Raw genomic sequence first — 25,488 nt, 5'->3', positions numbered from 1 at the left:
GGCGGATCTCCGCAGGCCACCTCGGCCAGACGGTGGTCTATGTCATCCTACTGCTGAGCTCGGTGGCCGCACTGTCCGAAGTCTATGGCGACATCCTGCGGGCCGCCGGCGCCACCGAGCGGCTGATGGAGCTGCTGGCCACGCGCTCGCCCATTGCCTCCCCTCCGCGGCCGCTTCCCCTGCCCGCCCTGCAGGGCGGCACCGGTGTGCGGCTGCAGAACGTCCAGTTCCACTACCCCTCACGCCCCCAGCATCCGTCGCTCGACGGGTTCACGCTCGACGTCGCACCCGGCGAGACCGTGGCCCTGGTGGGCCCCAGTGGTGCCGGCAAGAGCACCGTGTTCCAGCTGCTGCTGCGCTTCTACGACCCGCAACACGGGCACATCGCGCTCGACGGCCTGCCCATCGCCCAGCTGGCCCTGGAAGACCTGCGGCAGCGCATCGGCATCGTCCCGCAGGACAGCACCATCTTCTCGGCCTCGGCCATGGAGAACATCCGCTATGGCCGACCGGACGCCAGCGACGCCGAGGTCGTGGCCGCCGCGCGGGCTGCCCACGCGCACGATTTCATCTCGGCCCTGCCCGAGGGCTATGACACCTTTCTGGGCGAGCGCGGCGTGCGCCTGTCGGGCGGGCAGCGCCAGCGCATCAGCATTGCTCGCGCCATCCTGAAGAACGCCCCGCTGCTGCTGCTGGACGAGGCCACGAGCGCCCTCGACACCGAAAGCGAACGGGCCGTCCAGGCCGCGCTGGAAGAGGCCATGAAAGACCGCACGACCCTGGTGATCGCTCACCGCCTGAGCACGGTGGTGAACGCCGACCGCATCGTGGTGATGGACCAGGGGCGCATCGTCGACATCGGCCGGCACACGGACCTGCTGGCGCGCAACGGGCTGTATGCCCGGCTGGCCGCGATGCAGTTCGACCACGCGTCCACCGGCGCCTGAGGGCGGGCACGCCACGTGCCAAGACGCGGGGTGCGGCCGCCGTGTCGGCCTTGTCCCTGCGGTCAACGTGGGCAGTGGCAGCCGCGTTGAACCCGAGAGGCAGATACTTGCCCGCGTCGAAGAACACAAAGGAAACGCCATGACCCAGCACCGTCATTTCACCCGCATCACCCTCGTGTCCGCCCTGAGCGCCGCGTTCTTCGTGACCGGCTGTGCCAACATGGACGAACGCCAGCAGACCACCGCCAAGGGGGCCGCCATCGGCACCGTCGCGGGCGCCGTGCTGGGCGCGGCCACGGGTGGCAAGAACACCGTCCGCGGTGCCGCCATCGGCGGTGTGGCCGGCGCCATTGCTGGCAACGTCTGGTCGCGCCGCATGGAAGAGCAGCGCCAGGCCATGGAACAGGCCACCGCCGGCACCGGCGTGGACGTCGTGCGCACGCAGGACAACCAGCTCAAGCTCAACATCCCCAGCGACATCTCGTTTGCCACCGGCAGCGCGGCCCTCCAGCCCCAGCTGCGGACCGTGCTGCAGCAGTTCGCCGAGGGCCTGCGCGCCAACCCCGGCACCCTGGTGCGCGTGGTGGGCCACACCGACAACGTGGGCAGCGATGCCAGCAACAACACCCTGTCGATCGCCCGCGCCGACACCGTGCGCGATTTCCTGGAAGACCGGGGCGTGAGCCGCTCCCGCATCGAAGCCGTGGGCCGCGGTGAGCGTGAGCCGATCGCCAGCAACGACACGGCCGATGGCCGCGCGAAGAACCGCCGTGTCGAGATCTTCCTGCGCGAGCCCGAGGCCGCCGCCGGCACCGTCCGTTGACCCGCCTCACCCGCGCGCACAGCCCTCCCGTAGAATGGAGGGCTTTTTTTCACCTCTGCGAGCCACGCTGATGAGCCCGTCGTCCCACCGCCCCGTGCGCAGCCAGTACGAAGACTTCATGCGCCTCGTCCACACGACGGGCGTGCTCAAGACGGACCGCACCGGCACCGGCACCCGCAGCGTGTTCGGTCACCAGATGCGCTTCGACCTGAGCGAAGGCTTTCCGCTGGTCACGACCAAGAAGGTGCACCTGAAGTCCATCATCGTCGAGTTGCTGTGGTTCCTGCGCGGTGACGACAACGTGAAGTGGCTCCAGGAGCGCGGCGTCACGATCTGGGACGAATGGGCCCGCGAAGACGGCTCGCTCGGGCCGGTCTATGGCGTCCAATGGCGCAACTGGCCGAAGCCCGATGGCACCCACGTCGACCAGATCACCGAGGTGGTCCGGCAACTCAAGACCTCACCGGATTCACGCCGCATCATCGTCAGCGCCTGGAACGTCGGCCTGATCGAGCAGATGGCGTTGCCGCCCTGCCACGCCTTCTTCCAGTTCTACGTTGCCCCGCCGCAGGCGGAAGGCGAGCGCCCCAAGCTCAGCTGCCAGCTCTACCAGCGCAGCGCCGACATCTTCCTGGGCGTGCCCTTCAACATCGCCAGCTACGCGCTGCTGACCCACATGCTGGCCCAGCAATGCGACATGGACGTCGGCGATTTCATCTGGACCGGCGGCGACTGCCACATCTACAGCAACCACACCGAGCAGGTCGAACTGCAGCTCAGCCGCACGCCCTACCCCTACCCGGTGCTGAACATCAAGCGCAAGCCCGATTCGATCTTCGACTACGCATACGAAGACTTCGAAGTGACCGAGTACCAGCACCACCCGGCCATCAAGGCCCCGGTCGCCGTCTGAGCGGCGGCACCCGTCATGTCTGCCCCAGCCCGCAAACCCCGCACCCTCAGCCTCATTGCCGCCGTCGCGGCCAACGGCGCCATCGGCAAGGACAACGAGCTGCTGTGGCACCACCCGCTGGACCAGAAGCACTTTCGGGCCACCACAATGGGGTGCCCGGTCATCATGGGACGACGGACCTGGGACTCCCTGCCCGCGCGCTTTCGCCCCCTGCCCGGTCGGCGCAACGTGGTGGTGACGCACAACCGCGATCTGCAGGCCCCGGGTGCCGAGGTCGTGCACACGCTGGATGAAGCCCTCAGCCGGACGGCCGATGCCGACAAGGTGTTCGTGATGGGCGGCGGACAGCTGTATGCCGCCGCCCTACCGCGGGTGGACGAGCTGGTGTTGACGGAGGTCCACACCGAGTACGACGCGGACACCTTCTTCCCCGAGTGGCCCCGCGACGATTTTTCCGAGGTCTTCCGTGAAGAACACCGCGCAGAAGCCCCGGGACAGCCGTCTTTTGCCTTCGTGACCTACCGCCGGCGTCGTTGAGACGCAACGTCGGTCGCGGTGACGGCCGACATCCTTGCTGCGCCATGCCCATGACGCGCTTGCAGTCTTGCCCCGGAGCGGCGAGACTTTTACCTGTGGCGTGTCAGGACCTCTCTCGCGACCGCGTTCTCACCCGGCAAGGCACCATGGCACCATGAAAAGACGCGCACTTCTGGCCGGCAGCATGACCGTGCTGTCCTCCGGCCTGCTGGGCGGCGCCATGCTCGCGGGTTGCCATGCGCCTGCGCCACCCCTGCGCGTGGCGCTGAATGCCTGGATCGGCTACGCCCTCCTTTTTCTGGCGCGCGAACTGGGCCACCTGCGCGAATCCACAGCCCGTCTGGTCGAGTTTCCGTCCAACACCGCAAGCCTCCTGGCGCTGGCCAGTCACGGGGTGTCGGCCGCCGCGCTGACGCTCGATGAACTGCTGGTGGCGCGTGAAGGGGGTCTGGATCTGCGCGTGGCACTCGTGTTCGACGAGTCACAAGGCGCGGATGTGGTCATGGCTCACCCGTCCATTGCCCGGGTGGAGGCTCTGAAAGGCAAACGGATCGGGGTGGAGTCGACGGCCGTGGGGGCCTTGATGCTCTCGCGCCTGCTGGAGGTCGCCGGGCTGGACGCCACCGATCTTGTGAAAGTGCCCCTGACGGCGGACCAGCACGTGCAGGCCTACACCGCTGGTGAAGTCGACGCCGTGATCACGTTCGAACCCATGGCCTCCAGATTGCGGGCCGCGGGTGCACATCGGCTGCTCGACAGCAGCCGCTTTCCCGGGCTCATCGTGGACGTGCTTGCCATCGGCCCCGGGGTCGACGCGCAAGGTGAGGCCCATCTGCGCGAGCTCATCCAGGGCTACTTCCTGGCGCTGGCGCACCTGCAGAGCCAACCGGACGATGCCGCGCAACGCCTGGCCCCTTACCAGCAACTGGGTACAGCCGACGTACTGGACGCCTTCCGTGGCATCCACCTGACGACCGCCGAAGACAACCGGCGCTGGTTGGGAGGCGAAAAGGCACAGCTGCTGGAATCAGCCAGGACGGTAGGACGCCTCATGCACGATGCCCGGCTGCTGCGGACGCTTCCGTCCCTGGAGGGGGTGTGCGCCCCCGACTACCTGCCGGAGGTCGGCTGACATGCGGTCCCTGCGGCTTTTCCTGCCCGTCGCACTGGCGACCCTGCTGCTCCTGATCGGCACGGTCTCGGTGGCGTTGTCGCTCAAGCAGCGCCAGGACCAGCTGACAGAGACCGTGCAGAGGGAAGCCCTTGGCGACGTGGCGCGCCTGGTTCGCCTCAGTGACGAAGGCATGGGCACGGCCTCAGCTCTGGTGGCAGCGGAGATCGCCCAGATTGCCAGCCGCCCCCATGTGCGCATGGTGCTGCTGATCAACGAGCATGGCGAGGTGCTGCGCGCGCACCGGACGGACTGGCGAGGACGCCGGGTGAGCGACGTGGCCCCCGCCCTGGCCGCATCCAGAATCCAGCGCGCAGCCGACACCCGCCTGCCCGACTGGCACATGACCGCCGACCGCAACACACTGGACGCGCTGCAGTCTTTCGAACGGCCCTCCGGTCCGGATGAGGTGCGCAGCCTCAAGCGGGGCTTGGCCTATGTCGCATACGACCTCAAGGAAGAGAGAGCAGACGCCACCCGCCAGGAACTGCGAGCACGCCTGCCCGACCTTGTCGGCCTCATTCTGGTCTTCATCACCATGGGCTGGTGGCTGGGCCGCAACGTCACCCGTCCGCTGGCACGGCTCGACGCAGCAGCGACAGCCTTGCGTGGAGGTGAGCTGAACACCCCGGTGCCCCGGGGTGGGTTCAAGGAGATCGACCAGCTCGGCGCCGCCCTCGACGCCCTGCGTGAAGAGCTGTCCGCCACCTGGCAGGCCATCCCGGACCTGCTGTTCGAGCTGGACGCCCACGGTCGCTACCGGCGCGTGCTGGCGATGCGGCCCGAACTCGTGGTGCAGGCCCCGCTTGAACTGGTCGGCCGCACAGTTCACGAGGTCATGCCCCCCGAGGCCGCAGAGGTGGTTCAGCAAGCCCTGGACGATGCGGCCCGCACTGGCTGCGTGTGGGGCCGCGAGGTCGTGCTGACCGTCCCGGCTGGCCAGCGCTGGTTCGACATCTCCGTCGCGCGCAAGACCCGCCTGGAAGACGGCACCCTCACCTTCCTCGTCATCTCGCGGGACATCACCGAACGCAAACAAGGCGAGATCGAACTCGCACGCATCAACGAGCGACTGGAGCAACGGGTTCAGGAGCGCACGGCCGAGCTGTTGACCGCCAAGAACGAGGCCGAGCGGGCCGACCGCAGCAAGAGCGAGTTCCTGTCCCGCATGAGCCATGAGTTGCGCACCCCGCTGAACGCCATCATCGGGTTCGGGCAGCTGCTGGAAGTGACCGTGCACGATGGCAAGCAACGCCGTCAGGTGGGGCACATCATCAGCGCGGGCCATCATCTGCTCACGCTGATCAACGAGATTCTGGACCTGTCGCGTGTGGAGGCGGGCCAGATGAACGTCAGCCTTGAACGCGTCCGGCTGGGTGAACTGGTGGACGAATGCGTGGCGCTGATGCGGCCTCTGGCCGAGGGCCATGATGTGAGCGTCTCCGTCGAGGCCATCGATCCTTCGCTCGAGGTGAGGGCCGACCGCACCCGGCTGCGACAGGTTCTGCTGAACCTGCTGTCCAACGGAGTCAAGTACAACCGGCGCGGCGGGCATCTCACCGTCGCGCTGCCCGAGCCCTCGGCCACGGGCGTCGAACTGCAGGTTCGTGACACCGGCATGGGCCTCACACCCGAACAGCAGGCCCGTCTGTTCAAGCCCTTCGAGCGGCTGGATGCGGATGCCCGGCAGATCGACGGCACCGGTATCGGATTGGCGCTGAGCCGGCGCCTGATGCGCCTGATGGGCGGCGAGATCGGCGTCACCAGCGAGCCCGGTCAGGGCAGCACCTTCTGGATCCGGCTGACGCGGTGGACCGGCGCGGCGTCCGCAACCGAAGCGGGCAATGCGGCACCGAGTCCCCTTCACGCAGCGCCCTCCCCGTCCGCAAGCGCAGACCCTGGCGCCTTCACGGTCCTGTGCATCGAAGACAACGCGGTCAACCTCCAGTTCATCGAGCAGGCTTTCGCTCGCTGGCCTGACCTCACCCTGCTGACCGCTGACAACCCACGCGCCGGCCTCAAGCTCGCCGCACAGATAAGACCGGATCTGGTGCTGCTCGACATCAACCTGCCCGAGATGGACGGGTACGAGGTGTTGCGGCGAATCAAGGCCGAGCCTGATACCACGACCACGCCTGTGGTCGCACTGACGGCGAACGCCATGGTCGGCGATGCCGCCACAGCGCGCCGGGCCGGCTTCGACGGCTACATCACCAAACCGATCCACCTGGGGCTGCTGAGGTCGGAGATCGAGCGTTGGCGTGCCAACGTGCGCCCACCCGGCCCCCATTCAGCCGGCCCCGACACGGACGAAGTCCGCTGACACTGCACCCCAGGCGTCCGGGCCGGGCGGCCTGGCGTGCGCACAGCGCACTGCCTAACATGGCGTCTCTGCCGCGATCGCCCCGAACGCGGCCCCTCTTGTCCGATCCCGCTGCCACACCATGACTGCATACGACCACGATCTCCAGCGCGGCCTGCGCAACCGCCGCAGCGTCCTGGGCGACGCCTGGGTTGACCGTTCCGTGAACGGTGCCAATGCCTTCACCGCCGAATTCCAGGGCTTCATCAGCCGCTATGCCTGGCATGAGGTGTGGGGCCGCCCCGGGCTCGATCACCGCACCCGCCGCATCATCGTGTTGGCCATCACCACCGCCCTCGGCCGCTGGGAAGAATTCCGTCTTCACACCCAGGCGGCCCTGGCCGGTGGTGATCCGGCAACCCGGCTCACCGTGGAGGACGTGAGGGAGGTGCTGCTGCAAGCCGCCATCTACGCGGGCGTGCCCGCGGCCAACACCGCCTTTGCCGAGACGGTGAAGATCCTGCGCGAACTCGGCCCCGAATTCGCGCCCTGGCTGGAGCAGCTGGACGTGCAGGGTGCCGGCCATCCCGGCGTGGGGATCAGCCGCTTCACGCAGACCACGCCACGGCTCCATTACACGGTGCGCGAGCCGCGCAACGGGCTGCCCCCCCGTCGCACCATCGTGCTCAGCCACGCGCTGGGGTGCGACGTGATGATGTGGGACCACCTGGCCAACGTCCTGGCCTGGGACCACCGCGTGGTGTGCTACGACCACCGCGGCCACGGCCTGAGCGAGGTGCCCACGGGGCCGTACACCATGCAGGACCTGTGCGACGACGCTGCACGGCTGATCGACGAGGTCGGTGGCCCGGTCACCTTCATCGGCCTGTCCATGGGCGGCATGGTGGGCCAGGAACTCGCGCTGCAGCACCCTGACAAGGTGCAAGCCCTGGTGCTGGCCAACACCACCAGCGGCTACACCGCCGAGGCCCAGGCGGGCTGGGCCCAGCGCATCGCCGCGATCGAATCCGGTGGGCTGGAAGGCATCGTCGATGGCGCCATGCAGCGCTGGTTCCATGATGGCTTCCGGGCCGCACACCCGGCCACCGTGGCCCGCTGGCGCCAGCGCGTCGTCGCCTGTGATGCGCGCGGCTACATCGCCACATGCCAGGCCATCAGCCAGATCGACACGACCGCCCGGCTGGGACAGCTGACCGTGCCGGTGCTGGTCATCGCCGGGGAACTCGACATGGGCACCCCTCCCGCCATGTCCAGGACGATCGCCCTGGCCACACCGGGCGCCACGCTCGTGGTGCTGCCGGAAGCCTCGCACCTGAGCGTGCTCGAGCAGCCGGAAGCGTTCACCGCCTGCGTGCAGGACTGGCTGGCCCGCCTCGCCTGAGGTCCTGAATGGCCTGCCCTCGGCAGAGAGGTGCAGGCCCGGCGCGCACCGCGCTCAGCCGCCCATCATCGCGCTGATGCGGTCGGCCGTTGCAAGAAGACGGGGCAGGTACTCGCCCATCATGTGATCCACCGTGGTGTGCTGCGCCTGGCCGCTGACGTTGACGGCCGCCACCACGCGGCCGCTTCGATCCCGGATCGGCGCCGCCAGTGACAACAAGCCCAGCTCCAGTTCCTGGTCGATCAGGGCCCACCCTTGGCGGCGCACGCGCGCCAGCACGTCGAGCAAGGCATCCCGGTCGGTCACGGTGTGCGGCGTGCGCGCAGTCAGCGTCATGGCCCCCACACGGCGCGCCCGCTCGTCTTCAGGCAAGGCTGCCAGCAGCACCCGGCCCATCGACGTGCAATAGGCCGGCAGCCGCGTGCCCACCCCCAGGTTGATCGACATGATGCGGTGAGCCGGCACGCGCAGCACGTACACGATGTCGTCCCCATCCAGCACCGCGGCCGACGATGACTCGCGCAGGTCGCGGGTCAGCTCCTCCATCACCGGTTGGGCCAGGTGCCACCAGGGCTGCGCACTCAAGTAGGCAAAACCCAGCTCCAGCACCCTGGGCGTGAGCCGGAACTGGCGCCCGTCCTGCTCGACGTAGCCCAGGGTCTGCAGGGTCAGCAGGATCCGGCGTGCGCCGGCCCGGGTCAGGCCCACGCGCTCGGCGCATTCGGACAGGGTCTGGGACGGCGCTTCGGCGCCGAAGCTGCGCAACACCTCCAGCCCCCGCGCGAACGACTGCACGTAGCTGTCGCTCGGCCGCAGCGGCTCGTCCTGGGCGGCTGATGTCTCGTTGGTTTCCGGCATGTCTCGGCACTCCTCGAACGACCCGAAAAAGCAAAGGTCGCTGCGCGAACAACGCACGCCCTGCAGCGTAGCCGATTGACAGCGCTGCGCACGGCGCGTTACCCTCACCATGTTCTTTATTCGAATCTTTGTTCGTTATTAGAACACAGGAAGATCAAATGCTCCGGTGTTCCGACGACGACCCCCGCTTTTGCGTGGCGACGCGCCCACGCCCACACCGAGAGAGACACCATGATCAACAAGATCGTGGCCACGCCGTCCGCGGCGCTGGCCGACATCCGCGACGGCGCCACCGTCATGATTGGCGGCTTCGGCACGGCCGGCCAGCCCAATGAACTGATCGACGCCTTGATCGAGACCGGCGCCAAGGATCTGGTCATCGTCAACAACAACGCCGGCAATGGCGACACGGGCCTGGCCGCGCTGCTCGCCAACAAGCGCGTGCGCAGGATCATCTGCTCCTTCCCCCGCCAGGCCGACAGCCACCACTTCGACGCGCTGTACCGCGCCGGCGAGATCGAGCTGGAACTCGTGCCCCAGGGCAACCTGGCCGAGCGCATCCGCGCCGCGGGCGCCGGCATTGGCGGCTTCTTCACGCCCACGGGCTACGGCACCGAGCTGGCCAAAGGCAAGGAAACGCGCGAGATCAACGGAAAGATGTACGTGCTCGAGTCGCCCATCCACGCCGACTTCGCCCTCATCAAGGCCGAAAAGGGCGACCGCTGGGGCAACCTCACCTACCGCATGACGGCCCGCAACTTCGGTCCGATCATGGCCATGGCCGCGAAGACCACCATCGCCACCGTGCACGAGATCGCCGAACTCGGCTCGATCGACCCGGAAACCGTCGTCACGCCCGGCCTGTTCGTGCAGCGCGTCGTGAAGATCGACCGCGTGGCCACCTCGGCCGGCGGCTTCAAGCGCGCCTGAACGCCATCACACAAGGATCACCCCATGAGCCAGGAACAAAGCTACACCCGCTGGACCCGTGACCAGATGGCCGCCCGCGTCGCGCAGGACATCCCCGACGGCGCCGTCGTCAACCTCGGCATCGGCCTGCCCACGGCCGTGGCCAACCACCTCTCGGCCGACAAGGAAGTCGTGCTGCACTCCGAAAACGGCGTCATCGGCATGGGCCCGGCGCCGAAGGAAGGCGAAGAAGACTTCGACCTCATCAACGCCGGCAAGCAGCCCGTCACCCTGCTGCCGGGCGGCTGCTTCTTCCATCACGCCGACAGCTTCGCGATGATGCGCGGCGGCCACCTCGACGTGTGCGTGCTGGGTGCCTTCCAGGTGTCGGCCGGCGGCGACCTCGCCAACTGGCACACCGGCGCACCGGACGCCATTCCCGCCGTGGGCGGCGCGATGGACCTCGCCATCGGTGCCAAGAAGACCTACGTGATGATGGAGTACCTGACCAAGAAGGGCGAAGCCAAGCTGACCCCGACCTGCACCTACCCCATCACCGGCATCGCTTGCGTCAGCCGCCTCTACACCGACCTGGCCGTGATCGACCTGGTGAACGGCGAAGCCCGCGTGCTGGACCTGGCCCCTGGCCTGACATTCGAGGCCCTGCAGGCCATGACCCCCGGCGTCACGCTCGTGCAGGCCTGAGCACGGCCCGCACCCGCCCCCCGGATACAGGAGACACCATGACCCAACACGCCTACATCTGCGACGCCCTGCGCACCCCCTTCGGCCGCTACGGTGGCAGCCTCTCCGGCGTCCGCGCCGACGACCTGGGCGCCGTGCCGCTGAAGGCGCTGGCCGCCCGCCACCCGCAGCTCGACTGGGACGCGTTTTCCGACGTGATCTACGGCTGCGCCAACCAGGCCGGTGAAGACAACCGCAACGTGGCCCGCATGTCGCTGCTGCTGGCCGGCCTGCCGCTGACCCTGCCCGGCTCCACCGTGAACCGCCTGTGCGGTTCGGGCATGGACGCCATCGGCACCGCCGCCCGCGCCATCAAGTCCGGCGAGGCCGAGCTGATGCTGGCCGGCGGTGTGGAAAGCATGAGCCGCGCGCCCTTCGTGATGCCCAAGGCCACGTCGGCCTTCGCCCGTGAGAACGCGGTGTACGACACCACCATTGGCTGGCGCTTCGTGAACCCGCTGATGAAGCAGCTCTACGGCGTCGACTCGATGCCCGAGACGGCCGAGAACGTCGCGACCGACTTCAAGATCAGCCGCGAAGACCAGGACAAGATGGCCCTGGCCTCGCAGATGAAGACGGTGGCCGCGCAGAAGGCCGGCTTCTTCGACAGCGAGATCACGCCGGTCACGATCCCTCAGAAGAAGGGCGACCCGATCGTCATCAGCAAGGACGAACACCCGCGCGAGACCACGATGGAAGCGCTGGCGAAGCTGCGCGGTGTGGTGCGCCCCGATGGCACCGTGACCGCCGGCAACGCCTCGGGCGTGAACGATGGCGCCTGTGCGCTGATCCTGGCCAGCGAAGGCGCCGCCGCGCGTCAGGGCCTGACCCCGCGTGCCCGCATCGTCGGCATGGCCACGGCCGGTGTCGCCCCGCGCATCATGGGCATCGGCCCGGCGCCCGCCACCGTGAAGGTGCTGGCCCAAACCGGCCTGAAGCTCGAGCAGATGGACGTGATCGAGCTGAACGTAGCCTTTGCCGCACAGGGCCTGGCCGTGCTGCGCGAACTGGGCCTGCGTGACGACGACCCGCGTGTGAACCCCAACGGCGGCGCCATTGCCCTGGGCCACCCGCTGGGGGCCAGCGGCGCGCGCCTGGTCACCACGGCCATCAACCAGCTGCACCGCACCGGCGGCCGCTATGCGCTGTGCACCATGTGCATCGGCGTCGGTCAGGGCATTGCGATCATCGTCGAGCGCGTGTAAACGCACCGACCACAGACACCGTTCGGACGGAACGGCGACGCTGCGGGGCTGCTCACAAGGTGGCCCCACAGCGTCTTTCACGGGGCTGAATGGGGCCCCTTTTTTGCGTCTGCGACTTTGTCTGCAATCGAGCCTCGCAGGCAAGGCTGGGTGGAGCGCCCCCACCGTCATCGGCCCCTGGCGCCGCCCTCCTCATCCAGACCCGCTACAGTGAGCGCCTGCGCCCCACAGCGCACCGACCCGCCCTCACAGAACCCACCATGCTCAAGCTCGCCACCTGGAACGTCAACTCGCTCGCCGTCCGCCTGCCTCAGCTCCTCGACTGGCTGGCCGCCAACCCGGTCGACGCCATCGTGCTCCAGGAAACCAAGCTCACCGACGACAAGTTTCCGCACGCCGAGCTGGCCGCCGCCGGCTACCAGGCCCAGTGGTTCGGCCAGAAGACCTACAACGGCGTGGCCCTGCTCACGCGCACCGAGGCCACCGACATCGTGCGCAACATCCCCGGCTTCGCGGACGAGCAGGCCCGCGTGATCGCCGGCACGCTGGGACAAACCGAACTGGGCCCGGTGCGCGTCATCGGCTGCTACTTCCCGAACGGCCAGGCCCCGGGCAGCGACAAGTTTGCCTACAAGATGGGCTGGCTCACCGCGCTGGAAGCCTGGCTGAGCGACGAACTGGCCAGGCACCCGCAGGTCGTGCTGATGGGCGACTTCAACATCGCCCCCACCGACGCCGACGTCTACGACCCCATCGGCTGGAAGGACCAGATCCACTGCACGGTGGAAGAACGCGCTCACTTCCAGCAGCTGCTCGACCTTGGCTTTGTCGATGCCTTCCGCCAGTTCGAGCAGCCACCCAAGCCCTGGAGCTGGTGGGATTACCGCAACCTGGCCTTCCGCAAGAACCAGGGCCTGCGCATCGACCACATCCTGACCAGCACGGCCCTGACGCCGCGGCTGCAGGCCTGCGTGATCGACAAGGCGCCGCGCAAGAACGAACGCCCGAGCGACCACGCACCGGTCATCGTCACACTGGTCTGAAATCCGCTGCCACGCGGCCCGGCAGGCCCGCGTCGGCGGACACCGACGGGCTCAGCCAACGAGCCAGCGCTTCAACGGGGCCGGCAGCCCCCATCGAGCCAGCTCCGCCATCGCCACCCACCGGCCCGAGGCGTCGTGCGCGCGGAGGCGCTCGGCCAAGGCCCGCGCCGCCTCGTCATGGGGCAGCTCCACGCGCCGCACATTGAGCCACCAGTCCAGGTGCGTCAGCACATGCTTGGTCCGCGGCTGCGGCTCCCCCAGCGCCAGCAACTCGGTGCCCAGCAGCGTCTGCAGCGCGGCCTCGCTGTCCAGCAATGGCAGGGTCCACAGCCCGCCCCAGACACCCGTCTGCGGCATCTGCTGCAGCCACACCTGATCGCGCCACACCAGCCACGGCAACCAGCTCTCGCGTTCACCGCGGACCAGCTTGCGGCCCTTCACCGGGAAGCGCTCGGGATCGCCTTCCCGGCGCCCCAGGCACAGATCCGACCACGGGCAGGTCAGGCAGGCCGGCTTGCGCGGCGTGCACAGCGTGGCGCCCAGGTCCATCAGCCCCTGCGTGTAGGCCGGCATGTCTTCGGCGCGTGCCGGCAGCACGGCCTGCGCCGCCGCCCACAGCGCCCGTTCGTGCGCCTTCACGGAAAGATCCTGACCCCAAGCCAGCACACGCCCGAGCACACGCTTGACGTTGCCGTCCATGATGGAGATGCGCTCGTTGAAGCAGAAGGCGGCAATCGCCGAGGCTGTCGAGGGGCCGATGCCCGGCAAGGTCTGCAGGGCCGCGGCAGAACGAGGGAAGACACCGCCATGCTCGGCCACCACGGCCTGCGCACAGCGGTGCAGGTTGCGCGCCCGGCTGTAATAGCCCAGGCCAGCCCACAAGGCCAGCACCTCGTCCTGTGGCGCTGCCGCCAGAGCCTGCACATCGGGAAACCGCACCAGAAACCGGTCGAAATAGCCCAGCACGGTGCTCACCTGCGTCTGCTGCAGCATGATCTCCGACAGCCACACCCGATAGGGATCGCGCACCTGCTGCCATGGCAGGTGGTGCCGCCCCTCGCTGCGCTGCCACGCCACCAGGCGCTCGGCCAGGGCCGGGCTCACCTGCTGCGCATCTCGCAGCAGGTCGTCTGCACTGCGCACCCTCATGCGTTCTGGCTCGGCACCGCGTCCGGCTGAGGCGAAGCCTCCTCCGACGGGTCCAGAAGATCCAGGTTCAAGTCCAGGTCCATCATCGGCAGCGGTGGTGCCACACCGAGGCCACCGTCGCTGTGCGCCTGCTCGACCAGATCGTCCACCAGCACCGTCAGGCGCGTCTGGAGCTGCAGCACGCGTTCGTCCTGCGCCTGCACCTCCTGCAAACGCACATCCAGTTCGCCCGAAGCCGCCTGGATGCGGTCCAGCGATTCATAGCGCCGCTTGAAGTTGCGCCGACGCTCCCGCAGCTGGCTGTCCACCTGCGCCGATGCCGTCTTGTTCCACAACTCGATGTCGTTGCTGACGGTCTCGAAGACCACGCGCAGCCGCGAAATCAGCATCCGGCGGAACTGTTCCTGGAAGCCAGGCTGCGCCAGCCGGAAGGCCTGGCTGAGTCCCAGATACTGCACGTAGTTGCGCTCGATCAGCGCCAGATCTTCCGTGTACTTGCGCACATCGACCGGCTTGTCGGCCACCAGGCTGAAACCGAACTCGGCGTTCAGCCGCGCAAACGAGGCGACCAGCATCGCATGCACCTCATCATTGCGCTGCTGCGCCTGCTCGATCAGCCCCCTCAGGCGCCCACACAGGTCGATGAACGCCTTGCGTGCGCCCAGAGGCAGCCACGAGCCACCCAGCACCTGCTGCAACACCTCGACCTCAGCACGCACCCGGTCGGACGACAACTCCTTGAGGACGTCCTTCAGCATCCGGGCGTGCACGCTGCGCATGGCCTGCAACCGGGCCGTGCACTGCTCGAACTCGGTGGCCTCGGCCTGCACACGCTGCAGCATCAGCTGAACCTTGCCGGTGCTCTTGCCGCGCAGCCCGCGCAACTCGAGCAACTGATCGGCATACAACCGTCGCAGTTCGCCGAAGCGGCGCTGCAGTTGATGCTGAAAGCGCTGCGCCCCCTGCACCGCTGCATCGGCCAGCATGTCGCGTCGACGCGGCAACAGCCCTTCGGACAAGGCGTGCTCGAACGCCTCCATCCGGCTGGCAGCCAGGCCATGGCCATCGCCCGACAGACGGGACGTCAGAGCCAGCCGGGCAGAAATCGGGAACACATGGGCTGCCGGGATCGCCAGTGTCTGCGCCACGCTGTCGCGCTGCCGCTCGATCACGGCCGCCACCTCGTCGGGCGCACTGAGCGGGTCCGCCAAGGTGTCGATCTTGTTGAGCGCCACATACCGCGCCAGCGCCGGCCCCGACAGGTGATCGCGCCAGATGCTGAGATCCGAGCGGGTCACACCGGTGTCCGCCCCCAGGATGAACACCGTGGCATGGGCCTGGGGCAGCAGCCCCAGCGTCAATTCAGGCTCTGTGCCGATGGCATTGAGCCCCGGGGTGTCCAGCACCACCAGCCCCCGCTTGAGCAAGGGATGTGGCAGGTTGATGCGCGCGTGTCGCCACACCGGGATCTCGACGAGCCCGTCGGCCTGCACAGGCGGGTTGTCGTCCGGCCGCGCCGCATCCCAGAAGCCCAGCCTGGCCGCCTCGTCCTGAGACACCAGACGCGTGCGGACCACCTGGGCCAACGCCTCGGCCATGCCGTCCGGGTTGTCCAGGTCCAACCCGATCCAGGTCCAGGCCGCGCCGCGCGTACGGTACTCGGCCAGCGAAGCCGCTTCCAACCGGGTTTCGATGGGGAGCAAGGACAGCCCGACCGGGTCCTCGGCGTCGTAGCCCAGCTCCACCGGACACATGGTGGTGCGCCCGGCAGAGGCCGGCATCATGCGCCGCCCCTTGTCCGAGAAGAAGATCGCGTTGATCAACTCCGACTTGCCGCGCGAGAACTCGGCCACGAAGGCCACCATCAGCTTCTCGCCAGACAGGCGGTGGCGCATGGCCTCGAACCACTCGGCCGATGCGTCGTCCAGCAGGTCGTGCTCGCGCGCGAAACGCGCCAGCGCCGCCAGGCGGGCGTCGGTGTCGGCGCGCCACTGCCCCAGGGCGTCGAGGTGGCTGGCAAAGGTCGGCATCATGGAGGGCATCCTAGCGCAAGCGGCTCAGCCTCAGGAGCGCCAAACCAGGCAAAAACGCCGCCATCGCCGGCAAAACAGCCCGTTTGGCAACAGACCGTACGACTGTCACCTCTTCTGACAATTGCCGCAGAAAAATGTGGCGCGCTGCCCCAGCACCACGCGCTTCACCGGGCTCAGGCAGACGCGACACGCCTCCCCCTCGCGCCCATAGACGGCGGTACTCAACTGAAAGTGCCCCTGGGCACCGTGCGCATCCCGAAAGTCCTTCAGGCTCGATCCACCCAGTTCGATGGCTTCCGCCAGCACCGAGCGCACTTCGTCCACCAGGCGCTGGCAGCGCGCCAGGCTCAGCCGGCCTGCGGGCGTGCGGGGATCGATCCGCGCACGAAACAGGGCTTCGCAGGCGTAGATGTTCCCAGCCCCCACCACAATGTCCCCGGCCATCAAGGCCTGCTTGATCGGGGTGCGGCGCCCCTTGAGCCGTGCCTGCAGATACCGGCCATCCAGCCGCTCATCCGTGGGCTCACAGCCCAGCCCGGACAGCAGCTTGCCCGGCCATCCCAAGGTCGTCGAGGGCCCCCAGAGCACCGCCCCGAACCGCCGCGGATCGGTCAGGCGCAACTGACCCCGAGATGTCACCAATTCCATGTGGTCGTGCGGACCACGGGGCCCCAGATCGGCACCGAACCGCAGCGAGCCGGACATGCCCAGGTGGATCAGCAGACCGCCCTCATCGCCCCCCGACGCGCCGGAAGGGTCGGCACGGCGCAACGGCAACCACAGGTACTTGCCCCGCCTCAGCACCGCCCCCACCTCGCAACCCACCAGCTCATCGGGTGCCCGACCCAAGGGCCAGCGCAGGGGCTTGCCCAGATGCAGCGACCGCACGACCGAACCCTGAATGCGGTCGGCAAAGCTGCGACGCGTGACTTCGACTTCTGGCAATTCCGGCATGAAGGAATTATCCGGCCCGGGACCACTCAATAGAATGGTTGTACCTTTGGAGTGCACATGCCCTCAGTCATTCATCGCCCTCTGCATCCCCAGCCCCAACCGTCCACGCGCCGCGCCGCGCCCGCCCTCACGGCGATGGCCCTCGGCATCATCGGGGTGCTGACCGCCGGTCCGTCGCGCGCGCAGGCCGCCCCTGCCGCGGCGCCGGCCCCCGCCGCAGCGGCCTCGCAGGCCTCGGTGCAGAACTCGGGCATGGACGCGGCGCTCTTCTATCAGGTGCTGATTGCCGAACTCGAGGCCAACGGCGGCAACGCAGGCCCGGCCTACCAGCTCTACCTGGAGGCAGCGCGACGTCAACAGAACAGCCAGCTCTACCAGCGCGCCGTCGACATCGCGCTCGGGGCGCGAGCCGGGGAACAGGCTCTGGCTGCGGCGAAGGCCTGGCGCCAGGCCCTGCCCCAGTCCAGGGAAGCAGCCGACTACACCGCGCAGATCCTCATCGCGCTGGGCCGCACCAACGAACTGGCTCCGCCCCTGCGCGCCCTGATCCAGCTCACCCCCGCACCTCAGCAGCCCCAGGTCATCGCCGGCATCCCCCGCAGCCTGCAGCGCCTGCCGGACAAACCGGCGATCGCCCGGGTGGTCGACGAAGCGACCCAACCGTGGCGTCAGCCCCCGCTTGAACTGGCCGAAGCCTGGGCCGCCAGTGGCGAGGCCTGGCTTGGCGCGCGGCAACCGGACAAGGTCATGGCCGCGGCCCAACGGGCCCTTACCCTCAAGCCAGCCCTCCCTCTTGCCGGCCTGCTGGCCGTCGACCTCATGGGCGCCCAGGCCGGGGCGGAGGAGCTGATCCAGGCACAACTGGCCCAGCCCGATGCACCACCGATCGTGCGCCTGGCCTATGGCCGCAAACTGGCTGCGCTCAAACGCTATGAAGAGGCCGCGGCACAACTGGATGCGGTGCTTGCGACGCAGCCGGATCAGCCGGGCATCTGGCTGACGCTGGCCGCCGTGCGGATCGAGCTCCGTCAACTGGACAAGGCGGAGGTCGCGCTCCGTCAGGTGCTGGCCACCAAGCCCGCCGAGAACCCGCATCGCAGCGGCAACCTGCCCCTCATGGTGAGTGACGCGGCCGGCAGCGGCCTGACCGAACAGCAACAGGCCTGCATCCTCATGGCCCAGATTGCCGAGCAGCGCAAGCAACCGCAGGCGGCCCTGGACTGGCTGGGACGCGCCGACCCGGACAACCAGGTCCTCGGCATCCAGACGCACCGTGCCCGCATCCTGATGCGGATGGGCCGGCTCCAGGAAGCACGGTCGACCCTGCGCAAGCTGCCCGAAACCGAACCTCGGGATGCGGCGATCAAAATCCAGGCGGAGGCGCAACTGCTCAGAGAGGCGCGTCGCCTGCAGGAAGCCCATGATGTGCTGGCCGATGGCGCGCGGCGCTTCCCGGAAGATGGCGACATCCTGTACGACCAGGCCATGGTCGCAGAGCGCCTGGGGCGTCACGAGCAGATGGAAACCCTGTTGCGCAAGGTCATGACGCTCAGCCCGGACAACGCCAACGCCTTCAACGCGCTGGGCTACAGCCTGGCCGACCGTGGCATCCGTCTTGATGAAGCTCGCCAGCTGATCGATCGCGCCCTGGCTTTGCGCCCTGGCGACCCCTTCATCACCGACAGCCTCGGTTGGCTGATGTTCCGCAGCGGCCAGCTCGAAGAGGCGCTCCGCACCTTGAAAGAAGCTTACGACAAGCGCCCGGACCCAGAGATCGGAGCCCACATCGGTGAGGTGCTTTGGCAGATGGGCCAGCGCGAAGAGGCCCTGCGTTACTTCCGGGAGTCGCGTCAGAACGAACCCGAGAACGACACGCTTGTGGAAACCCTCAAGCGACTGAAGATCAAGCTGTGAGCGACCGCGTTCAGCCCATCCGATACGCTCTTTGCGTCGCAGCAACTTTGTTGGCTGCAGGCTGCGCGTCCATCCAGCCCACCGAGCCCCCCTCCCCGCCCGCCAGCCAGACCGACACGGTGCCACGCTGGTCGCTTCAAGGCCAGATGAGCATCAAGCTGGCCGCCTGGCTGGACCAGCCGGCCCAGGGCATCACCGTCGGCTACTTTCTTGAGGGCAGCGACAAAGCCGGACAAATGGCCCTGATGACGCCCCTGGGCAGCCAGATGGCACGGGTCGAGTGGCAAGCAGATGGCGTCTGGCTGGACGACGGCCGACAGCGCCAGCCCTTCCCCTCGCTGGAAGCCCTCAGCGAGCGGCTTTTCGGCGAAACCCTGCCACTTCAGGCCCTGCCATGGTGGATGCAGGGCGTCCCTGCCCCCGACCTGCCACACCAGCCCATATCCGACGGGGCCGCCTTCGAGCAAGTCGGCTGGCGCATCGGCCGACCGGATCCGGCCGCAGGCCGCATCGTGGCCGAACGCCCGGGCAGCGCCTCACAACGTCCGGTCACCATCCGCATCCATCCCGACCGCTGAGCTTTTCCATGTCTGCCCTCATCGGCCTGCCCGCCCCGGCCAAGATCAACCTGTTCCTGCACGTCACCGGGCGCCGCCCGGACGGCTACCACCTCCTGCAGTCCGCCTTCATGCTGATCGACTGGCAGGACAGCATCGACCTCACCTTGCGCACCGACGGTCGGCTGCTGCGGCATGACCTCACGGTGCCCCTGCCCGACGACGACCTCTGCCTGCGCGCAGCGCGTCTGCTGCAGACAGAAAGCGGCACGCGCCTCGGTTGCGACATCGGCATCCGCAAGCACGTCCCCTGGGGCGCCGGCCTGGGTGGCGGCAGTTCCGACGCCGCCACGGTGCTGCTCGGCCTGAATCAACTCTGGGGCCTGGGCTGGCCCCGCACGCGCCTCGAAGCGCTCGCGCTGCGACTGGGCGCCGACGTCCCGTTCTTCGTGCGCGGCCGCAACGCCTGGGTCGAAGGGGTGGGCGAAGCCATCACGCCCGTCGACCTGCCAGACAGTGTGTTGAAAACGCCACTGGCCATGCTGAAACCGCCGGTCGCGGTGCCCACCGCGGCGATTTTTGGATCGCCCGCGTTGAAACGCGACACACCGCATGCTATAGTCGCAGTCTTTCTTGCAGCGCCCAAGCGCTTCGGCAGAAATGACTTGCAAAAGCCCGCAACGGCATACAGCAGTCAAGTCAGCCAAGCGCTTGAGATCATGCAGAACCGCTTCGGCAACAGCCGGATGACGGGTTCAGGCAGCACGGTGTTTTCATGGCTCGACCATGATGCCCAGCCTGAAAACGGCTTCCGGCCTCGCGATGTGGGCCTGAATGATCCGGACTGGGTCGGTCGCGTGACGCGCGGTCTGCCTCGGCACCCTCTGCTGGACATGCTTGAGCCAATCGACGATTGATCAGCACGACAGACAGATGATGCAGAGACGCAACAGACTTGCAAACGTCGCAAAAATCGACATACAATCTGAGGCTCTCGACAAGAGAACAGCTTACTAGGTCGCAGACAAGAACGTCAGTTCAAGACTGTGTCCTGAGTAGGGGAGTCGCCAAGTTGGTTAAGGCATCGGATTTTGATTCCGACATGCGAGGGTTCGAGTCCTTCCTCCCCTGCCAGATTTCTTCTGTGCGGTCTTTGCTGATCACACAACATCACCTGCCCTGAACCTTCCGCGAAGGCCGATGCCAGCAGGCATCAACCGGACAGGCTCCGGTTTTCCTCAGGGGCAAGGTGACAGGGCAGATGGTCATTTCGTCATCATCTCCGTTCCCCCACGGCCCGCCCATGCTCTCCGACACCGTCCTCTTCACCGGCAACGCCAATCCGGCGCTCGCTCAGGAAATCGCCACCAGCCTCGGCATCTCTCTGGGCAAGGCCGCTGTCGGCCGCTTCTCGGACGGCGAGACCACGGTCGAGATCCAGCAGAACGTGCGCGGTCGTGAGGTGTTCGTCGTGCAGTCCACCTGCGCCCCGACGAACGACAACCTGATGGAACTGCTGATCATGGTCGACGCGCTCAAGCGTGCCTCGGCCCAGCGCATCACGGCTGTCATCCCCTACTTCGGCTACGCCCGCCAGGACCGCCGTCCGCGCTCCACCCGCGTGCCCATCTCGGCCCGCGTCGTGGCCAACATGCTGGAAGCCGTCGGCGTCAACCGCGTCCTGACCATGGACCTGCACGCCGACCAGATCCAGGGCTTCTTCAACATCCCGGTCGACAACATCTACGCGTCGCCCGTGCTGCTGTCCGACCTGCAGGCCAAGAAGTACGAAGATCTCGTGGTCGTATCGCCCGACGTGGGTGGCGTGGTGCGCGCCCGTGCGCTGGCCAAGCAACTCGGCTGCGACCTGGCCATCATCGACAAGCGTCGCCCGAAGGCGAACGTGTCCGAAGTGATGCACGTCATCGGCGAAATCGAAAACCGCAACTGCGTGATCATGGATGACATGATCGACACCGCCGGCACCCTGGTGAAGGCCGCCGAGGTGCTGAAGGAGCGCGGCGCCAAGAGCGTGTACGCCTACTGTACGCACGCCGTGTTCTCGGGCCCGGCCATCGAGCGCATCAAGGCTTCGCACCTGGATGAAGTCGTGATCACCAACACCATTCCGCTGGCCGAAGCCGCCAAGGGCACGCCCAAGATCCGCCAGCTGAGCACCGCCTTCCTGTTTGCCGAAACCATCCGTCGCATCACCGACGGCGATTCGGTGACCTCCCTCTTCGCAGAACAGAACAACAACTTCTGATCTGCTTTCTCTGACCGACGCCGCAAGGCCGACGTCATTTCACAGCGCCTGGTCGCGGGCGCTTTATCCACTTGGAGCATTCCATGAAATTCGTCGCTTTTGAGCGCAATCTGCAGGGGACCGGAGCGAGCCGCCGCCTGCGCAATTCCGGCAAGACCCCCGGCATCGTCTACGGCGCCGGCAAGGCACCGCTGAACATCGAGCTGGACCACAACGCCCTGTTCCACGCCATGCGCAAGGAACAGTTCCATTCGTCCATCCTGGACATGGAACTGAACGGCGAAGTGCAGAAGGTCCTGCTGCGCGACTACCAGGTTCACCCGTTCAAGCGCCTCGTGCTGCACGTGGACTTCCAGCGCGTGGACGCCACCACCCGCATCCGCAAGAAGGTGCCCCTGCACTTCGTCAACGAAGCCGAATCGCAGGCCGTCAAGATCGACAAGTGCCTGATCAACCACGTCGTGACCGAACTGGAAATCGAGTGCCTGGCTGAACAGCTGCCCGAGTTCCTGACCGTCGACCTGGCCAACGTCGTCAAGGGCCAGTCGATCCACGTGGAAGACCTGACCCTCGACAGCCACATCAAGGTCATCACCCACGGTCGCAAGAACCCGGTGGTTGCCACCGTGGTCGAGCCGGTTGCCGAAGAAATCGTGGCCGCTCCGGTGGCCGCCGAGCCCGCCAAGGGCAAGAAGGGCAAGAAGTAATTTCTTGCGCTTCGGCACAGTCAAGCCCCGCCTCGGCGGGGCTTTTCTTTTGTGAGATGGCTTCCCGATAATCGCTCTCCATCATGATTCGCCTGTTTGTCGGCCTGGGCAACCCCGGCCCTGAATACGAGGACACCCGCCACAACGCGGGCTTCTGGTACATCGACGCGCTCGCCCGCCGGTTCGGGGTTCACCTGCAGCCGGATCGGGCCTATCACGGGCTGGTGGCGCGCGCCAACCTGCCGCAAGGCCCGGTGTGGCTGCTGCAGCCTCAGACCTTCATGAACCTGTCGGGCAAGTCCGTGGCCCCGCTGGCGCGGTTTTTCAAGATCAACCCGGACGAGATCCTGGTGGCCCACGATGAACTGGACCTGCTGCCCGGCCAGGTCAAGCTCAAGAAGGGGGGCGGACACGCCGGTCACAACGGCCTGCGTGACATCCACGCCCAACTCGGCACCGGCGACTACCACCGCCTGCGCCTGGGCATCGGCCACCCCGGTGTCAAGCACGAGGTGGCGGCCTATGTGCTGCGCAAGCCGCCGCAACCCGAGCGGGAAGCCATCTACAAATGCATCGACCAGGCCCTGGACGCCACCGAGGCCCTGCTGGCTGGTGACATGGCCAAGGCCACGGCTCAGGTGCACGCAGGCCCCCAGCGTCCCAAGCCACCGCGCAAGCCTCCCACCCCGGACGAACCGCCTTCCCAGCCATGACCTTGTCCCGTCTGCTCCCCGCCCTGCTGCCGCTCGTCCTGGTGTCGGCACTGTCTTCCAGCCTGGCCGCGCCGGCCGATCCGCGCGTCACCGGCCACACCATCGTGTACAGATGCCATCAAGCAGGAGCAGTGCTGTTCAGCCAGACGCCCTGTGAGGGGGGCGAGGCTCGGTCCGTGAGCCGGGACACGCGATCGGAAGCCCAGGTGCACGAGGCATTGGTGCGGCACGCCGAGCAGCGCAAGCTCATGCAGCAAGCGAACGCGCGACGGCCAGGCGCAGAACCCGCCCAAGCCGTACAGCCGGCCTCGCTGTCAGGCAGCCATGTGGCCACCGGGATGCGCGTGGAGCGAAACGACGGAGCCCACACCAGCAAGAAGGAGCGCCGCCATCGGCCGGACAGATCTCGTCTGTTCACGGCCCGCGCGCCTCGCCAAGCCGCCGCCGGTCAGCCCTGACACACCGCTGCCCAAACGAGCGGCACGCGGCCGCACCAGACTGATTGGAGATCCGGGCCCGACGCCCCTGCCGGCATGGTCAAAGCCGACTAGGCCTTGCCTGCGGCGACCTGCAAGGCGACATACTTCGCCATCAGTTGCTCACGGGTTTCGACGTGATCCGGGTGGACCGGGATGCACTCCACCGGACAGACCTGCACACATTGCGGCTCATCGAAGTGGCCGACGCACTCCGTGCACTTGGCAGGATCGATGACGTAGATGGTCTCGCCCATGGAGATGGCCTGGTTCGGGCATTCGGGCTCGCAGACGTCGCAGTTGATGCACTCTTCGGTGATGGTCAGGGCCATGGTCGCTCCGCTTTCAGGATGGCTCAGGACCGGCGCTGTGCGACACGGGCGTGAAGCCGTGCGAGCACATTGGGCGCCACAAACTTCGACACGTCACCCCCGAGCATGGCGATCTCGCGCACAAAGGTGCCCGAGACGAACTGAAACTGGTCGGACGGAGTGAGGAAGACCGTCTCGACATCGGGCATCAACTGGCGATTCATGCCGGCCATCTGGAACTCATACTCGAAGTCACTGACCGCGCGCAGACCGCGCACGACCACCTTCCCCCCATGCGCCACCACGAAATCGCGCAGCAAGCCTTCAAAGGCGATCACTTCCACGTTGGGGTACTCGGCTGCCAGTTCCTTGCCCATTTCCAGGCGCTCTTCCAGCGAGAACATCGTCTTCTTGTGATGGCCTGCGGCCACCGCAACGATGAGCCGACCGAACAACTGGCTCGCACGCCGCATCAGGTCGGCGTGCCCCAGGGTCATCGGGTCGAATGTTCCAGGGTAGACGGCGGTGAGGGGAGCAGACGAACTCAAGCAGAACTCCGAAAGGCAACAGGCTGGGCGACCCAGAGGCAACGCGCCCGAGTGTAAGGCTCAGGCTTCTGTCGGTGGGGCGACCTGAGCGGCGTCCACGCGCATGAAAAGGTGAAAATGCACCGCGCCAGCCTGACCGTGCCGGTGCAACTTCAGTCCGGGCCGCGAAGCAAAGGGCTGGGGCGCTTCAAGGTAGACCCAACCGCCATCGGGCACGCAGCCCCGCGCGACCTCCAGGGTGCGATCGAAGTCGGCGTCATCGAAGGGCGGGTCGAGAAAGACCAGATCGAAGCGCCCCGCCTGGGCGGGCTGCGCCATCCACGACAGCGCATCGGCCTGCAGGACGCGCACCTGCCCGGCGTTCAGCCGGTTCTGGACGCCTTGCAGCGAGCGCACGAGCGCAGGCTCGCGCTCCAGCATCGCCACCTCTTCCGCTCCGCGTGAGGCTGCCTCCCAGCCCAGCGCGCCCGTGCCAGCGAAGGCGTCCAGCACCCGCCAACCCTGCAGATCCTGGCCCAGCCAATTGAACAAGGTCTCGCGCACCCGGGAGGGCGTGGGCCTCAGCCCCGCAGACACCGGCACGGGAAGAGGCGTGCGCCGCCATTGCCCCCCGATGATCCTCACCTGCTGCGCTGCGGTGCTCGCCACCTTCAGCGCCGCCTGGCCGGCCTTGCTGTCCACCGCCCGCCCGGCCGGTGCATTCCGGATGCCGGCCGATGCGGCGCGGCGGGAAGCGGCAGGCTGGCGGCGCGGGCCACCGGGCGAATCGGGAGGAGGAGATGCCATCGGTGAATTGTAAGAAGGGGCGGCCTCTACAATCACCGAATGTTCAGTTTCATCAAGAAAAAGCTGGGATGGGGGCAGTCCAGCCCAGAGGCGCCCGCGGAGCCGACGCCGGCGCCCGCACCGGCCCCCAGCCCCGCTGTCGAGCCGCCGAGTCCGGCCGCCACGGCGACGCCCGTGGACGCCCCCGCTTCTGCCGCGCCCTCGCACCGCCAGCCGGCAG

General features: G+C 67.5%; 26 protein-coding genes and 1 tRNA gene. 20 read left to right on the top strand and 7 right to left on the bottom strand.

The window, feature by feature from the left end:
- The 7 genes from QZ709_RS03360 to pcaD form a co-directional block, all read left to right on the top strand.
- Positions 1–947: ATP-binding cassette domain-containing protein (locus QZ709_RS03360; protein ID WP_294635927.1), on the top strand; the 947-nt coding region annotated here is incomplete at its 5' end.
- Positions 948–1,086: 139 nt separating this feature from the next.
- Complete coding sequence (locus QZ709_RS03355) at positions 1,087–1,770, top strand: OmpA family protein (RefSeq protein ID WP_294635926.1); 684 nt, start codon at positions 1,087–1,089, stop codon at positions 1,768–1,770.
- Positions 1,771–1,840: 70 nt separating this feature from the next.
- Entirely contained in the window at positions 1,841–2,683 is an 843-nt protein-coding gene (locus QZ709_RS03350; protein WP_294635925.1) for a thymidylate synthase, read from the top strand.
- 15 nt (positions 2,684–2,698) lie between these two features.
- Positions 2,699–3,220, top strand: coding sequence for a dihydrofolate reductase (locus QZ709_RS03345; protein ID WP_294635924.1), 522 nt, complete (start codon positions 2,699–2,701; stop codon positions 3,218–3,220).
- A gap of 154 nt (positions 3,221–3,374) precedes the next feature.
- Positions 3,375–4,352, top strand: coding sequence for an ABC transporter substrate-binding protein (locus QZ709_RS03340; protein WP_294635923.1), 978 nt, complete (start codon positions 3,375–3,377; stop codon positions 4,350–4,352).
- 1 nt (position 4,353) lies between these two features.
- Positions 4,354–6,714 (top strand): ATP-binding protein, encoded by a 2,361-nt coding sequence (locus tag QZ709_RS03335; RefSeq protein ID WP_294635922.1) that lies wholly within the window; start codon positions 4,354–4,356, stop codon positions 6,712–6,714.
- Positions 6,715–6,835: 121 nt separating this feature from the next.
- Positions 6,836–8,095 carry a 3-oxoadipate enol-lactonase gene (gene pcaD / locus QZ709_RS03330; RefSeq protein ID WP_294635921.1) on the top strand — a complete coding sequence of 420 codons (1,260 nt, stop codon included), beginning with the start codon at positions 6,836–6,838 and terminating at the stop codon, positions 8,093–8,095.
- 54 nt (positions 8,096–8,149) lie between these two features.
- On the opposite strand, the gene QZ709_RS03325 is transcribed toward pcaD, so the two are convergent.
- The gene (locus QZ709_RS03325; RefSeq protein ID WP_294635920.1) at positions 8,150–8,953 is read right to left on the bottom strand and encodes an IclR family transcriptional regulator; all 804 of its coding nucleotides are present in this window, start codon (positions 8,951–8,953) and stop codon (positions 8,150–8,152) included.
- A 231-nt stretch (positions 8,954–9,184) separates the two neighbouring features.
- Between QZ709_RS03325 and QZ709_RS03320 the strand changes: the two genes are divergently transcribed.
- The 4 genes from QZ709_RS03320 to xth all read left to right on the top strand — a co-directional run bounded on the left by QZ709_RS03320 (position 9,185) and on the right by xth (position 12,854).
- The gene (locus tag QZ709_RS03320; protein WP_294635919.1) at positions 9,185–9,883 is read left to right on the top strand and encodes a 3-oxoacid CoA-transferase subunit A; all 699 of its coding nucleotides are present in this window, start codon (positions 9,185–9,187) and stop codon (positions 9,881–9,883) included.
- Positions 9,884–9,907: 24 nt separating this feature from the next.
- Positions 9,908–10,567 (top strand): 3-oxoacid CoA-transferase subunit B, encoded by a 660-nt coding sequence (locus QZ709_RS03315; protein WP_294635918.1) that lies wholly within the window; start codon positions 9,908–9,910, stop codon positions 10,565–10,567.
- Between the two features lie 38 nt (positions 10,568–10,605).
- Entirely contained in the window at positions 10,606–11,811 is a 1,206-nt protein-coding gene (gene pcaF, locus QZ709_RS03310; RefSeq protein WP_294635917.1) for a 3-oxoadipyl-CoA thiolase, read from the top strand.
- Positions 11,812–12,071: 260 nt separating this feature from the next.
- Positions 12,072–12,854: an exodeoxyribonuclease III gene (gene xth / locus QZ709_RS03305; RefSeq protein WP_294635916.1), complete on the top strand. Its 783-nt coding sequence runs from the start codon at positions 12,072–12,074 to the stop codon at positions 12,852–12,854.
- A 51-nt stretch (positions 12,855–12,905) separates the two neighbouring features.
- Here xth and mutY read toward each other — a convergent pair whose 3' ends face one another.
- From mutY to mutM, 3 genes are all read right to left on the bottom strand, one after another.
- Positions 12,906–14,003, bottom strand: a complete 1,098-nt coding sequence (gene mutY / locus QZ709_RS03300; protein ID WP_294635915.1) for an A/G-specific adenine glycosylase — start codon at positions 14,001–14,003, stop codon at positions 12,906–12,908.
- Positions 14,000–16,036, bottom strand: coding sequence for a dynamin family protein (locus QZ709_RS03295; RefSeq protein ID WP_294635914.1), 2,037 nt, complete (start codon positions 16,034–16,036; stop codon positions 14,000–14,002). The genes mutY and QZ709_RS03295 overlap by 4 nt, the downstream gene beginning before the upstream one ends.
- A 105-nt stretch (positions 16,037–16,141) precedes the next feature.
- Positions 16,142–16,990: a bifunctional DNA-formamidopyrimidine glycosylase/DNA-(apurinic or apyrimidinic site) lyase gene (mutM, locus tag QZ709_RS03290; RefSeq protein ID WP_294635913.1), complete on the bottom strand. Its 849-nt coding sequence runs from the start codon at positions 16,988–16,990 to the stop codon at positions 16,142–16,144.
- A 57-nt stretch (positions 16,991–17,047) separates the two neighbouring features.
- On the opposite strand from mutM, the gene QZ709_RS03285 reads away from it, so the two are divergent.
- The 8 genes from QZ709_RS03285 (at position 17,048) to QZ709_RS03250 (ending at position 23,605) form a co-directional block, all read left to right on the top strand.
- Positions 17,048–18,904 (top strand): tetratricopeptide repeat protein, encoded by a 1,857-nt coding sequence (locus QZ709_RS03285; protein ID WP_294635912.1) that lies wholly within the window; start codon positions 17,048–17,050, stop codon positions 18,902–18,904.
- Between the two features lie 50 nt (positions 18,905–18,954).
- Complete coding sequence (locus tag QZ709_RS03280; RefSeq protein ID WP_294635911.1) at positions 18,955–19,482, top strand: lipoprotein insertase outer membrane protein LolB; 528 nt, start codon at positions 18,955–18,957, stop codon at positions 19,480–19,482.
- Positions 19,483–19,490: 8 nt separating this feature from the next.
- Positions 19,491–20,378 carry a 4-(cytidine 5'-diphospho)-2-C-methyl-D-erythritol kinase gene (ispE, locus tag QZ709_RS03275; RefSeq protein WP_294635910.1) on the top strand — a complete coding sequence of 296 codons (888 nt, stop codon included), beginning with the start codon at positions 19,491–19,493 and terminating at the stop codon, positions 20,376–20,378.
- Between the two features lie 140 nt (positions 20,379–20,518).
- Positions 20,519–20,595 (top strand) — tRNA-Gln (locus QZ709_RS03270).
- 169 nt (positions 20,596–20,764) lie between these two features.
- A complete protein-coding gene (locus QZ709_RS03265) occupies positions 20,765–21,727 on the top strand; it encodes a ribose-phosphate pyrophosphokinase (RefSeq protein ID WP_294635909.1) in 963 nt (320 codons plus the stop codon).
- Positions 21,728–21,810: 83 nt separating this feature from the next.
- Positions 21,811–22,434 carry a 50S ribosomal protein L25/general stress protein Ctc gene (locus tag QZ709_RS03260; RefSeq protein ID WP_294635908.1) on the top strand — a complete coding sequence of 208 codons (624 nt, stop codon included), beginning with the start codon at positions 21,811–21,813 and terminating at the stop codon, positions 22,432–22,434.
- Positions 22,435–22,517: 83 nt separating this feature from the next.
- Complete coding sequence (gene pth, locus QZ709_RS03255; RefSeq protein WP_294635907.1) at positions 22,518–23,147, top strand: aminoacyl-tRNA hydrolase; 630 nt, start codon at positions 22,518–22,520, stop codon at positions 23,145–23,147.
- Entirely contained in the window at positions 23,144–23,605 is a 462-nt protein-coding gene (locus QZ709_RS03250; RefSeq protein WP_294635906.1) for a hypothetical protein, read from the top strand. The genes pth and QZ709_RS03250 overlap by 4 nt, the downstream gene beginning before the upstream one ends.
- 89 nt (positions 23,606–23,694) lie before the next feature.
- Here QZ709_RS03250 and QZ709_RS03245 read toward each other — a convergent pair whose 3' ends face one another.
- Genes QZ709_RS03245 through rsmD form a run of 3 tightly spaced genes read right to left on the bottom strand, consistent with a single transcriptional unit; the run spans position 23,695 to position 25,268 of the window.
- Positions 23,695–23,955, bottom strand: a complete 261-nt coding sequence (locus tag QZ709_RS03245) for a YfhL family 4Fe-4S dicluster ferredoxin (protein ID WP_294635905.1) — start codon at positions 23,953–23,955, stop codon at positions 23,695–23,697.
- A gap of 23 nt (positions 23,956–23,978) precedes the next feature.
- On the bottom strand, positions 23,979–24,482 hold the full coding sequence (gene coaD, locus QZ709_RS03240; RefSeq protein WP_294635904.1) for a pantetheine-phosphate adenylyltransferase: 504 nt from the start codon (positions 24,480–24,482) through the stop codon (positions 23,979–23,981).
- Positions 24,483–24,542: 60 nt separating this feature from the next.
- Complete coding sequence (gene rsmD / locus QZ709_RS03235; protein ID WP_294635903.1) at positions 24,543–25,268, bottom strand: 16S rRNA (guanine(966)-N(2))-methyltransferase RsmD; 726 nt, start codon at positions 25,266–25,268, stop codon at positions 24,543–24,545.
- Positions 25,269–25,307: 39 nt separating this feature from the next.
- Between rsmD and QZ709_RS03230 the strand changes: the two genes are divergently transcribed.
- The coding region (locus QZ709_RS03230) for a hypothetical protein (RefSeq protein WP_294635902.1) at positions 25,308–25,488 on the top strand (181 nt) is incomplete at its 3' end.

This window comes from uncultured Aquabacterium sp., assembly GCF_913773725.1.
Lineage (GTDB): Bacteria > Pseudomonadota > Gammaproteobacteria > Burkholderiales > Burkholderiaceae_C > Aquabacterium.
This window is presented reverse-complemented; position numbering and strand designations above follow the sequence as displayed.